This is a genomic window from Thermodesulfobacteriota bacterium, from assembly GCA_025062045.1.
GTDB lineage: Bacteria > Desulfobacterota > Syntrophorhabdia > Syntrophorhabdales > JANXAF01 > JANXAF01.
In genome coordinates this window covers 35,621-47,596 of record JANXAF010000012.1, presented here as the reverse complement: position 1 = coordinate 47,596, position 11,976 = coordinate 35,621, and the positions used below count along the sequence as shown (strand labels likewise).

General features: G+C 42.9%; 14 protein-coding genes. 9 read left to right on the top strand and 5 right to left on the bottom strand.

What is annotated here, in order from left to right; all coding sequences use genetic code 11:
- Together NZ583_08190 and NZ583_08185 are read left to right on the top strand one after the other, a co-directional pair.
- Nucleotides 1-77: sodium ion-translocating decarboxylase subunit beta (locus NZ583_08190; GenBank protein MCS7281579.1), on the top strand; the 77-nt coding region annotated here is incomplete at its 5' end.
- 7 nt (nucleotides 78-84) lie between these two features.
- Nucleotides 85-789, top strand: coding sequence for a transglutaminase-like domain-containing protein (locus tag NZ583_08185; GenBank protein ID MCS7281578.1), 705 nt, complete (start codon nucleotides 85-87; stop codon nucleotides 787-789).
- On the opposite strand, the gene NZ583_08180 is transcribed toward NZ583_08185, so the two are convergent.
- On the bottom strand, nucleotides 778-1,284 hold the full coding sequence (locus NZ583_08180; protein ID MCS7281577.1) for a methylated-DNA--[protein]-cysteine S-methyltransferase: 507 nt from the start codon (nucleotides 1,282-1,284) through the stop codon (nucleotides 778-780). The genes NZ583_08185 and NZ583_08180 overlap by 12 nt on opposite strands.
- A gap of 62 nt (nucleotides 1,285-1,346) precedes the next feature.
- Here NZ583_08180 and NZ583_08175 point away from each other — a divergent pair, with 62 nt between their 5' ends.
- Nucleotides 1,347-2,114: an MBL fold metallo-hydrolase gene (locus NZ583_08175; GenBank protein MCS7281576.1), complete on the top strand. Its 768-nt coding sequence runs from the start codon at nucleotides 1,347-1,349 to the stop codon at nucleotides 2,112-2,114.
- Here NZ583_08175 and NZ583_08170 read toward each other — a convergent pair.
- The 4 genes from NZ583_08170 to NZ583_08155 all read right to left on the bottom strand — a co-directional run bounded on the left by NZ583_08170 (nucleotide 2,087) and on the right by NZ583_08155 (nucleotide 5,542).
- Entirely contained in the window at nucleotides 2,087-2,986 is a 900-nt protein-coding gene (locus NZ583_08170; GenBank protein MCS7281575.1) for an ATP-binding protein, read from the bottom strand. The genes NZ583_08175 and NZ583_08170 overlap by 28 nt on opposite strands.
- A gap of 8 nt (nucleotides 2,987-2,994) precedes the next feature.
- Nucleotides 2,995-3,444 carry a DUF2507 domain-containing protein gene (locus tag NZ583_08165; GenBank protein ID MCS7281574.1) on the bottom strand — a complete coding sequence of 150 codons (450 nt, stop codon included), beginning with the start codon at nucleotides 3,442-3,444 and terminating at the stop codon, nucleotides 2,995-2,997.
- Nucleotides 3,441-4,223, bottom strand: a complete 783-nt coding sequence (locus NZ583_08160) for an inositol monophosphatase (GenBank protein ID MCS7281573.1) — start codon at nucleotides 4,221-4,223, stop codon at nucleotides 3,441-3,443. Before NZ583_08160 ends, NZ583_08165 begins: the two co-directional genes overlap by 4 nt.
- Nucleotides 4,224-4,297: 74 nt before the next feature.
- Nucleotides 4,298-5,542 carry a B12-binding domain-containing radical SAM protein gene (locus NZ583_08155; GenBank protein ID MCS7281572.1) on the bottom strand — a complete coding sequence of 415 codons (1,245 nt, stop codon included), beginning with the start codon at nucleotides 5,540-5,542 and terminating at the stop codon, nucleotides 4,298-4,300.
- 180 nt (nucleotides 5,543-5,722) lie between these two features.
- Here NZ583_08155 and NZ583_08150 point away from each other — a divergent pair, with 180 nt between their 5' ends.
- The 6 genes from NZ583_08150 to NZ583_08125 are packed head-to-tail and all read left to right on the top strand — an operon-like array spanning nucleotide 5,723 to nucleotide 11,975.
- Nucleotides 5,723-6,175, top strand: a complete 453-nt coding sequence (locus NZ583_08150; GenBank protein ID MCS7281571.1) for a pilin — start codon at nucleotides 5,723-5,725, stop codon at nucleotides 6,173-6,175.
- A 52-nt stretch (nucleotides 6,176-6,227) separates the two neighbouring features.
- Complete coding sequence (locus tag NZ583_08145) at nucleotides 6,228-7,010, top strand: prepilin peptidase (GenBank protein MCS7281570.1); 783 nt, start codon at nucleotides 6,228-6,230, stop codon at nucleotides 7,008-7,010.
- An 11-nt stretch (nucleotides 7,011-7,021) separates the two neighbouring features.
- Nucleotides 7,022-7,294, top strand: coding sequence for a hypothetical protein (locus tag NZ583_08140; protein ID MCS7281569.1), 273 nt, complete (start codon nucleotides 7,022-7,024; stop codon nucleotides 7,292-7,294).
- A 7-nt stretch (nucleotides 7,295-7,301) separates the two neighbouring features.
- Nucleotides 7,302-11,111 carry a PilC/PilY family type IV pilus protein gene (locus NZ583_08135; GenBank protein ID MCS7281568.1) on the top strand — a complete coding sequence of 1,270 codons (3,810 nt, stop codon included), beginning with the start codon at nucleotides 7,302-7,304 and terminating at the stop codon, nucleotides 11,109-11,111.
- Complete coding sequence (locus tag NZ583_08130; GenBank protein ID MCS7281567.1) at nucleotides 11,108-11,617, top strand: type II secretion system GspH family protein; 510 nt, start codon at nucleotides 11,108-11,110, stop codon at nucleotides 11,615-11,617. Before NZ583_08135 ends, NZ583_08130 begins: the two co-directional genes overlap by 4 nt.
- Nucleotides 11,592-11,975 (top strand): prepilin-type N-terminal cleavage/methylation domain-containing protein, encoded by a 384-nt coding sequence (locus tag NZ583_08125; protein ID MCS7281566.1) that lies wholly within the window; start codon nucleotides 11,592-11,594, stop codon nucleotides 11,973-11,975. The genes NZ583_08130 and NZ583_08125 overlap by 26 nt, the downstream gene beginning before the upstream one ends.
- Nucleotide 11,976 lies beyond the last annotated feature (1 nt).

Here is an 11,976-nt window from a genome sequence, read left to right as displayed (position 1 = left end):
ACGCCATGGGTCCCAATGTGGCAGGTGTCATAGGAACAGCTGTTGCAGCAGGAGCATTTTTGACGTTGCTTAAGTGAGGGAAAGTTGGAAAAAGATCTCGAAATTTATCTAAAACCCACAGAAATCATAGATTCAAATAACCCACTAATAGTAGAGACATCACAAAAAATAAAAGGGAATTTAAAGGATCCTGTCGAGATTGCGAAAAAACTGTTCCTCTACGTAAGAGATACCATAATTTACGACCCATACACACCCTTTTTTCTTCCGGAACACTACAAAGCTAGTATCGTGCTTAAAAGGAAAAGGGGATTCTGCATCCCTAAAGCCTCCCTTCTCTGTGCTCTTTCAAGAGCCAGTAACATCCCAACGAGGGTAGGTTTCGCCACTGTGAGAAACCACTTAGCCACACCGCAGCTTATAGAGTTCTTAGGTAGTGACTTGTTTCCGTACCATGCGTACGTCGAATTCTACCTTAATGGTATTTGGGTAAAAGCAACCCCTGCTTTTAACAAAGAACTCTGCGAGAAATTTAGAGTTCCCCCTCTAGAATTCGACGGAAGAAATGACGCCATATTTCAGCCTTACAATCTGGAACAGAAGAAATTCATGGAATACGTCGAATTTTTAGGAGTTTATTCGGATATTCCCGTAGAAAGGATAGTGGAAGGGTTCAAAAAAGCTTACGGTAGTGAAAGAGTGGATCTATGGATTAAAACATACCTGGAAAAGGGTTATATAAGAGAACCATTCGAGAAAGAGGTCGAATCTTTCGTTTCATTTTTCTAGCTTTATTCCTTCCAGCTCGAGAAGTCGTCTCTTTATATGAACCCCGCAAGAGAACCCACCCAATCTTCCGTCTTTTTGGATGACCCTGTGGCAAGGGATAATAAGAGGGATGGGATTCCTTCTCAGAGCTTGTCCCACCGCCCTTGATGCGTTTCTGTATCCTATCTTTTCTGCAAGCCACCCGTACGTACGAGTCTCACCATAAGGGATCGTTCTCGTTTCAAGAAAAACTTTCTTTTCGAAGGGTGTTGAAGAGGGGAAGACCACATCCACATCAAAACCCACGTTTTCCCCCCTGAAATACCTTTCAAGAAGAATGCGTAAAACTTTAAATTGAGCTTCATCCTCATACGCATCCGGAAAGCGCGAAAGAATAAGTTTCTTTATCACCATCTCCTCCTCTTCAACTAGGCGAAGCTCAAAAAGTTTCCCATCCATCGCTAAAAGAGCTATGTTACAAAGGGATGTGGGGTAGATAGCGTAACTTATTACCAATGATTGACAACCTCTCTTTGCTCTTCGTATAATCGACTAACATTTTGCGGGCTTAAAATCAAATGGCTGATGGTTTTATAAAATTTTTAGGAACTGGAGGCGCAAGATTTGTACTTTCAAAACAGCTTCGGGCCACAGCAGGGCTCTGGTTAAATTACAAAAACACGAACGTTTATATAGATCCTGGTCCTGGCGCAATCGTCAAAATAAGGGCTTCGAAAAAGAATTTGGAACCTGAGCAACTGGACGGTCTTATCTTGACACATAGACACCTAGACCACTCAAGCGATGCAAATGTCCTAATTGAAGCTATGACGGAAGGAGGATTCAGAAAGAGGGGCGTTCTTTTGTGCCCAAAGGACGCCATCATCGGCGAACCTGTAATTTTTTCAAGTTTTTCAAAGAAACTTGAAAGAGTTGAAATCATGGAAGAAGGGAAGACCTACCGGATTGCGGATATCGTTCTTACTACACCCGTAAGACACATTCATCCTGTCGAAACGTATGGTCTTTTGTTCGATTTGGGTGTAAAAATCGGTTTAGTTTCCGATACTAAATACTTCGAAGACCTACCCCAGTATTACAGCTGCGATGTCCTTATTGTAAATGTTTTAAGGCTAAAGCCTATAGAAAAGAACGAGGAAATTGATCATTTATCCGTAGAGGACTTCAAAAGACTCATAGAAAAAATCAGGCCAAAGACAGCAATTATGACGCATTTCGGAATGAGTCTTATCCGACAAAAACCGCACACTATTGCGGAAGAAGTAAAAAGAGCAACAGGAATTGAAGTGATAGCTGCTTACGACGGTATGGAGTTTGAGTTCTGACCCACAGGGAAATGAACGAAAAATTTAGTACCGCGGCCTTCTTCGGTCTCAAAACTTATTCGGCCCCCATTTGCCTCCACAAGCCTTTTGCAGATAGCAAGACCTAAACCGGTACCCTCGTTTTTGGGCTTAGTGGTGTAAAAAGGTTCAAATAACTTATCTCGCACCTCTTCCGGAATTCCTTTGCCCCTGTCAATCACGGCAAAGTAAACACCTTCATCGTCCTTACCGGTCTTTATAACTATAGGCCCTCCATCCGGCATAGCCTGAGCCGCATTCACTAGAAGATTTGCAAGAACCTGTTGGATATGAATCTTGTCGACATGTAGATCCGGAAGGTTTTCAGCAAGTTCGAGATTAAGTTCGATTTTTTTAAACCGTGTAAGATGGTGTTCAAAAAATCCAAGTGTGTCCAAAATTAACCGATTGATGTTTATCCATTCTTTCTTTGGGTTCTCCATTCGCGAAAATTCTAAAAGTCTTGATAGAACCTCCGTTAGCTTTTCTGCGGACTCCAGTATGATCTTCGCGTAGGATTTGATTTTGTCCAAGTTTTCGGTATCCTGGATTCTTTTTGCGAAGCCTTGGATTGCGATAAGAGGATTTTTTATCTGATGCGCTATGGCCCCGGTTATTTCTCCCATAAGAGAGAGCTTGTTCGCTCTTTCAAGTTTCTCAGCGATTTCCCTTATTTTCAAATCTTTTTGCTTTAAATCTTCAAGTTTTTCTTTGAGTGAGGCATAAAGCTCTTCCATTTCCTTAAGACTTTTTTCCAATAGTTTCCTTCTTACTTCGGAGAGCTCTTTTTCTTCCGATATGACTAGTTCGAGTCTTTCTTTGTTTTTTACTAGTTCACGAATCTCGTCTTCCACTGGAAGTCTCAGTAAAGGATGATGTCGAATTCGCAGTAATTGTAACCTACGGACCAGCTCTTTGTCTGGGTTGATTTTGCCTTTTTGCCGGTCACTTTCTCAAAAAGTCCCGCAAGGATCCCGCTTTCCATATCACAAAACATTTCTCCTGTCACAGGAAAACCGGCGCAAGTGATACACTCGTAGAGTTTCACGGTGTAACGGTTTTCGTCGATTCTCTCTACTTCAGGTATGCCGATCCGCAAATCTTTGACGACACTAACAATGTCTTCTTCTGTTTTGGGTGTGAACATTGAGCCGACTTCTTTTCCCATCATATATAGAGCCGGTCCTGCGCTCTCTCCAAGGAGGTTTCTCATGCCTATTATCCTCAATACTCGAAAAAGCTCGAGCGGAACATCCGCACCTAATCGCGGTCTTACTATCTTCTTTATGTCGGAAAGAGTATACTCCTTCACCTTGACTCTCTAGAGTTTAATATCTCTAGCATCTGTTTGTGAATGATCCCGTTAGATGCCAGAATTTCGTCCTTGTAAATGTCTATCGGGTTTCCAGAAAAATCTGTAACCCTACCACCTGCTTCCATTACGAGCAATGTTCCAGCTGCGACGTCCCAGGGGTTAAGTTTTATCTCCCAAAACCCATCGAATATACCGGCTGCCACATAGGCAAGGTTAAGTGCAGCAGAACCGTCCCTACGTATGGCCTGTGCCTTAAAAATAAATCTCAAAAAGTTGTCGATATTGTTTCTTTTACTAGTTGCGAGATCGTAAGGAAATCCTGTGCTAAGTAATGCGATGGATATATCCGATATGGATGAGACTCTTATCCTTTCCCCGTTAAGATATGAACCATAGCCTTTCTTTGCGTAAAATAACTCTTCATGTATCGGATTGTAGATTGCCCCCGCGTAAAGCTCTCCGTCCATTTCGCACGCGATGGACGTGCAAAAGAACGGGTAGCCATGTGCATAATTTGTTGTTCCATCCAACGGATCTATTATCCACTTCCTTTTGGCGGAAGAGATTGTGTTAGTACCTTCCTCGCTTAAGATATCGTCCTCAGGAAACTCGGACCGAATCATGGAAACTATCTTTTCCTGACATTCCAAATCCACATTGGTGACGAGATTTATGCTTCCTTTGTGCTCAATCTGCAAGGTTTTCTGAAAATATTTCCTTTGTATTTTTCCCGACTCCTTCACGCAATGAATTACAAACTTTAAGATCTCATCCATGCTCATATTTTAAATATCCCAGGAAGAATTTTCAAAGAAAATCAGGGAATCTTCAAGCTCTTGTTGGAAATCCACTATCTTATAAAATCCCAGAAAAGTTTTAGTTCTCCGAGAGTGGGGAAACTCCTAAGTGTTCTGCGTAAAAGATAAGAAGGCCTAAGGTAAAACTTAAAAAAGGCCATTTTGGCCGTAAAGAAGGGCGCGTTCTTTCCCTCTTTCTGTGCCGTGCCGTAAAGAACGTCAGGATAGGGTATGTAGATGTGGAAGGATGCATAATCTAGAGGCAACTTCAAAGCAAACGAAACAGTTGCCTCAAGATCTCTCTCGCTCTCTCCGGGATATCCGAGGATAAAAAATCCGGCGGTCTTTATCCCTAGGCGGTTTGCTTTTTGAATAATGTTTTTAGCCTCCTCGAGATCTATACGTTTTCCCATTGAAGTAAGGGTTGTCTCTGAACCCGATTCCAAGCCGAAATGGATCAATCTACATCCGGCCCTTTGCATAAGGTGAAGGATTGGTTCATCGAGGGAATCGACCCGGGTCTGACAGCACCATTGAAAATTAAGCTTTTCCCTTATAATAGCTTTACACATCTCTTCAACATAAAGCCTGTCAAGGACAAATTCGGAATCGATGAAGTAGACATTTCTGGCACCGATCTTTCTTACAACGTAGTCTATTTCCTCCATTACCTTGGGGAGCGATTTTCTAAGAATCCTATTTCCATACATTAGCTTGAAGCAAAACTTACACTGGAAATAGCATCCGCGGGACGTTTCAAGAAGGGCAAATCTGGAACCTAGCAGTGGATAAAAGTATTTCTCTATTTTTACCTTTTCGTATGCGGGAGGGGAGAGAATGTCAAGATCGAAGGTATCTGAGCTTACTATGCCATCTCTATTTTTTAGACAAGCCTCGAGGATACCGAGTTCTGGTTGACCCATAACGACTCCTTTTATTTTTGTTTCGAAGAGACACTCCTCGGGCATCAACGTAATGTGGGGGCCCAAAGCGTATATCTTTTCCTTTGCAGGTAAAGATTTCAAAAACTCCATAAATTCCTTCGTGTAAGGCGGCGGACATGTCCACCTATCTATAGACGCAGATGAGACAAAAATTTTGTCGAACCTCTGGATTAATCTATTAAGGCTTCCACTTGATAGTCTTTCCGTATTTAAATCCAGAATCAAATTTTCTATCCCGTGTCGGGAAAGGAGTGTGGAAGCATTCAAAAGGTCAAGAGGAGGCCACTTTCTACTTATGATTTTCCAGGGATGAATAGATTTTTCAGTAAAAAAATTGATTAGGAGGACCTTCATCCGCAAAAACTTAAAATTATCCTAAAAAACATGTCAATCGTTTGTTTCTGACAGAAACTTTAAAGGACCCGATATTAGGGACCTTCTTCTTTAAAAAGGCTGTGACAAAAATCATTTACAGTCTCCTCACCTGGTGGTAAAATTGAAAGGAAATTTTATAAAAAAACAGGAGGTGTCCTCATGCTAAAGGCTAAAAAGGTTTCAAAAGGTTTCACGCTTATCGAACTACTTATCGTGATAGCCATCATAGGGATCCTTGCGGCAATTGCAATACCGGCTTACACTGGTTATACGAAGAAGTCGAAAATCTCAGGGGTCATCAATGCGATGGGTGCGGTGAAGAATGCCGTGGTTGCATATCATACTGAAAAAGGGACTGTAGAAGGGCTAAATCTTGACACGGAAGCGAAAGTAAAAGAGAGCTTGGGAATTTCTTTTCCTATGCAGTACGCAAAAGCAATAACAGTGGTAGGCCAGGGTCCAGACAAAGTTGTGATCACGGTGACTCTAGATAAAGTAGCATCTGATGTTAATGATAAGAAAATCACACTCACCGGGGAAAACCTGGGTGGTAGTGCCAAATGGACTTGGGGAGGAGATGACGAAGTCAAAGAATACCTTCCAAAGGGCTAAGGTAGCTTGATGGGGGCTATGCCCCCTTTTTATTTTCATAGCTATGGGATAGATGGAAGAGCTTGGCGTTATCATATTCCTACTTGGTTTGGCCGTTGGAAGCTTTCTTAACGTCTGTATTTACAGGATACCGCGAAAAAGATCCATCTTAAGACCATTCTCCTATTGTCCATCCTGTGGAAAGACTATCCGGTTTTACGATAATGTACCCCTCTTAAGTTTTATCCTTCTCAAAGGGAAATGCAGAGAATGCAAAAGCCGAATCCCTGTAAGGTACCCGCTCGTGGAACTTCTCACGGGAGTTATCTTTTACAGTCTCTATACTACGAAGGGTATTGGGGTAGAATCCTTGGTCTTTATGGTCCTTCTTTGTTTGCTTATCGTTATATCCTTCATAGATTTGGAATTTCAGATAATCCCTGATCTTTTGAGTGTAGGCGGTATGTTTGCCGGTTTTGCGTTCTCTTTTTTTAGGAATCCTCATTTTCACTTAAAAGACGCTATCTATGGCACACTTTTCGGAGGAGGGGTCCTGTTTATCATAGCTTACATTTACGAGTTTTTAGCAAAGAGGGAAGGAATGGGTTTTGGAGACGTAAAACTTCTTGCCATGATAGGCTCTTTTCTGGGTGTGAGAGGAGCCATTTTTTCTTTAATCTCTGGTGCCTTTTTCGGGACCATATTGGGTATAGTACTTATCGCTGGATACGGGAAGAATTTGAAATACGCAATCCCATTTGGCCCATTTCTTTCCCTCGGTGCAGCAACTTTCATATTCTTTGGGGACACGCTAACATGGTTTTTAATAAGAACCATCTTCGCTCGTGGCTTATAATTGGTTTCTTCTTGGCATTTTTTTTGCTAAAATCTATCACTCATCAGGACGTTTACGCTCAAGACAATCTTTATCTTACCGGATACATAAGGGCAATTGATAGATCGAGAGGAATAGTAACGATCTTTGTAACAACACCGAGCTGTGAAGGATCAAGGCAGTTTTTTATGCCAGAGGATGCAAAGGAGGATTTCGATCCGTCCCTTATAGGCAAAACTATAAGTTTTTTTATCAATAGCTCGGTATGCGAGAAAGGAAAGATATATCAGATGATTTTCAAATAGCAATTCTATGAGAGTTTTCGTTCTCGTTGTTATTTTCATCTATTCGATCTTTTTTCCTTCCTTTTTGGGATCACAATCGATGATTGATTATTGCCAATTACCAACGTCAATTGCTCCTCCTATTGAGCCGAATGTCCTTTTTGTAATCGATACAAGTGGTAGTATGGCTTGGAAGGCCTATTCTTTGGGTGACAGCGATGCGAATGGTGATGGAGTGCTTGACCGTTACGATCCGTCAAAAACCTACGAGGGATATTTTGACCCAAAAAAATATTACAGGTTGGATGCGAGCGGAGTTTATGTTGAGACTACTCCTACAGGTATCCCATGCACGACCGAGTGTACGAGATGGGTTTGCAGAAGAAACCCAATAGGGTGTTATATCGTCGAGCCTATGGGTTCGCGCGGGTGTCGGGTAAATCAGTATGCCTGTTGTATAGAAGCTAAACAGTCAGGAGATTGTAATTTATATTCTGGAAACTATCTAAACTACGCGCTTATGTCTAGGATGGATGTTTTAAGATGGGCGCTTACAGGAGGATCCCCAGATAGTTGTAGTAACTCCGTAAAATCCTGTAACCCTGAGATGTATCCAGACCCTCAACTAAGTTGCGACAGTTTCGGATGCGTAATGAAAAGCACGGACGGATCAACAAAAGTAAAGGTGCCATGGGAAAGGATCACGGGTTCCCAAGGAGGACTTCTTTTCCAGCTAAAAGGTCTCTCTCCTAGACCTGTGATCGGTGCCATGTTTTACAATTCCTCAGGGGTTATACGGACCGTTTACATAGGAGATTTTACTGCGGCCGCAAATATCGATGCCGTAAATCCTTACAAGAACGTAATAACTGCCATAAATTCTGAACCACCAACTGGAGCTACACCTACCGCTCCTGCCCTTTGGGATGCCTATAACTATTTCGCGCAAAGAACTCCAAAATACGGAGGTCCCCATCCTCAGTCTGGAGAGGGCGATAAATGGAAGAATCCCATGTACAGGTGCTATGACAGAAATAACGACGGAAACTGCCAGGGTCACGAATTCGAGTTAGTCAGATGCGTAAAGAATTTTGTTGTCTTAATGTCGGACGGACAATGGAACAGGGGGGGTTATCCAGTTTCTTCGACTTGCAGAATAGATGCTGATATAGAGACAGAATCTCCCGATCCCGTTGTACCCGCGTATTACCTGCATAAGATAGGGTTTATAAATGAACCTACGGGTATAAGAAGTCACGTTGAAGCTATCTATTCTGTGGCTTTGTGGCTTGGTGGAACTGGTGAGCTTTCTATGAAAAATGTGGCTATGTACGGCTCCTTCGACAGGACAAGGACTTATCCAGGAGGAACGAACGGATTTCCTCAAGGTGTCTGCGGCCCTGTCGATGATTGCTGCACAACGGCCAACTGTGGAAAAGGTTCGGCCTGCACACCCATTCCAAGCTCATCCCCCGACTGGGATAAGGATGGAGATGGTGTACCTGATACGTTCTACAGCGCAAGTGACGCAATAGAGATAAAGCTGAAACTAGCGGAAGTAATACTCGACATATTAAGACAGGTCTCCACAGGGACTGCGGTTTCAGTTCTTGCATCGAGTGAAGGAAGTGGAGCTACCTTGCTACAGGCCCTTTACTATCCCAGAAAATCTTTTGGGGACCAGGAAATAACTTGGATTGGAAAAATGCATAGTCTCTGGTATTACGTAGATCCGTACCTTGAACTGACAAGTATAAGGGAAGATACGAATAGGGACCGAAAGCTGGATCTAAGACAGGACTATATAGTGCGGTTTTACTACGACGAGTCCGCAAACGAAACTATGGTCGAAAAATACCGGGACATCGACGGAAATGGAACGCCCGATGGCCTGGCCTCTAAAGATACGATTGAGAATATTCTTAGCCTATGGGAAGCTGGTTATAGGCTTTGGGAACGAGACATAGTTACATCTCCAAGACGGATCTATACTCAGATCGGAGGATCCCTGATCGAGTTTTCGATTTTAAATCTTTCTTCTCTTACACCACATCTTGGGGTTTCCACAGCTCAAGAGGCTGAAAAAATTGTAAGATTCGTCATTGGGGAAGAAGTCTCCGGAGCGAGAACAAGAAGAGTAAAAATAGGTGATAGAACTAGCATCTGGAGGCTTGGTGATATTGTCAATTCTACACCCAGGATCCAGTCGTTTAATCCGATAAACAGCTACCATCTTGCTCCACCTCTCGGATATAACGATTGGACTTATTATGAATTCGTAACAGCAGAAACTTACAAACGGAGGGCAGTTGCATACGTTGGGGCGAATGACGGGATGCTTCATGCGTTCTACATCGGAAATCTTAGACAGGATTGGCCAGGAAGAGTTTCCTTTGAGAAGGCTTATCTTGAGGGTTCTGAGCTTGGAAAGGAGCTATGGGCGTTTATACCGAGGAACGCTCTTCCCTATCTTAAGTACCTCTTAGATGAGGATTACTGCCACATATACTACGTTGATTCATCTCCCTACCTTGTGGAGGCAAGTATAAATGGCAATCCCGAGAGTCCAAAAACTAAAGAGAGCTGGAGAACGATTCTTATAGGGGGTATGGGTCTAGGTGGAGCCACGAGAAACTACGGTGCAGCGTGTACAGAATGCATAAAGACTCCTATTCCCAATATCGGATTTTCTTCCTACTTTGCTTTGGATGTGACGGATCCTGAAAATCCACAGTTCTTGTGGGAGTTTTCCGATCCGGAACTAGGTCTTACTACATCCGGTCCTGCAATTGTAAGACAGGGGGAAGGTACTAAGAATGGAAGATGGTTCGTGATCTTTGTATCCGGTCCAACAGGTCCAATCGATCGAAACTATAACCAGTTTCTTGGAAGATCAGACCAAAGCTTAAAAATTTTCATACTTGATCTTAGGACGGGAACGCTTTTAAGAAAGATCGATACCGGTATCTCTTCTGCCTTCGGTGGCTCTTTGTACAACTCCACTGTGGACACTGACCGTCATGATCCAAACTCTTCTGGTTTTTACAAAGATGATGCGATCTATTTAGGATTCACTAAGTGCGAGATGGGAAGCTGCACGAAAGGGGGTGTTCTTAGGATTCTCACGAATGAAAGTCAGAATCCTGCAGATTGGACAGTTTCTATTTTGATTGATAATGTGGGGCCAGTTACGGCTTCCGTTGCAAAACTGCAGGATAGGAGGAATGGAGCTCTTTGGCTCTATTTTGGAACTGGAAGGTATTTCTATAGAAGGGGAGCAGAAGTCGACGATCCGGGAAACCCGGCGGACGATTCAACAAGAAGGAGAATATTCGGGGTAAGGGAGCCGTGCTACCTACCTGCAAAAAACGATCTGATTTCTGGATGCTCTTTGAGTGTTAGTTTCTCTGCGTTAAAAAATCAGACTGAAAACCCGTCAGAAAACATAGGAACCCACATCGGCTGGTACGTAAACCTAGATCCTCCGACGGGAGAGGATCTCCAGGAAAGGGTGATTACCGATCCTTTGGCTACCCCGACGGGTACTGTCTTTTTTACGACATTTAAACCGTCTTCTGACATTTGCAAAATAGGCGGGTCTACGTATCTTTGGGCTCTGAAATACGACACAGGAGGAAGCCCGGGCTTTTTAAAAGGAAAGGCAATCCTTCAGGTCTCAACGGGTGAGATAAAAGAAGTGAACCTTTCCACCTTTTTTTCCGAAAAAGCTGGAAGAAGAGGAACAGCTGTAACTGGAATGCCACCTAAAGGACAGGGGCTTACTATCCTTGTTCCACCTCCACCACAGAGAAAGATCCTTCACATAAAAGAAAGATGAGAAAGAACGGCTTTTCGCTACTTGAGATCCTGGCAGTTATAGCAATAATTGGGATCCTTGCGTCTTTGTCTGCAGTCAGTTTCCGGGACCTTGTATTGAGGTACTCGATTGAGGGTCAGATAAAAGAGTTATACTCGGATTTGATGAATCTAAGGCTTAATGCGATGCACCGGAATAGAACGTGTTTCCTCGTAATCTCCACTTACGCGTATAGGGGTTACGAAGATTCGCACCCCTCACCATTTGGTGACGACGCTTTAGATCTGTCCCGAGATAACCTCATCCTTCCGGAAAAGAAAGTCAAGTTTCCTTTTACGTATGGCACTGGAGATAGAATTCTTTTCGACTCCAGGGGATATTCAGACACAAACAGAACAATCTGCGTTTTTTCAAACGTTAATCCCGGTTACGACTGCCTAAAAATTTCACGCACAAGGATAAGTATGGGAAAAATAAAGGATAGAACGAGAGCGTGTACAAGTGATAACTGCGAAGAGAAAGAGTAATGGATTTACACTTTTAGAGGTCCTTGTTGCATTTGTGATTCTCACCATCGGCATGCTTGCCATATTTGAGGGCCTCATACTTTACATGAGAATGAGTCTTATAAATCTAGCAAGGGATGAGGCTGTAAGGATAGTGGAGGAAAAGTTGAACCAATTTAGAAATTCAGGGATACCGTCTGCAAATGGAAGTGAGGTAGTAACAAGGCAGCTTAGAAACTTTTCTAAAGACTTTTTTGTGAGATGGACCTCGGAAAAGATATCGAACTTTAGCAGCTCCATAAGAATCGATGTAAGCTGGAACATAGGGGGAAAGGAATATACGCATTCTTCTGTTTCAATTCTTTCAAGGCCTCAGTGAC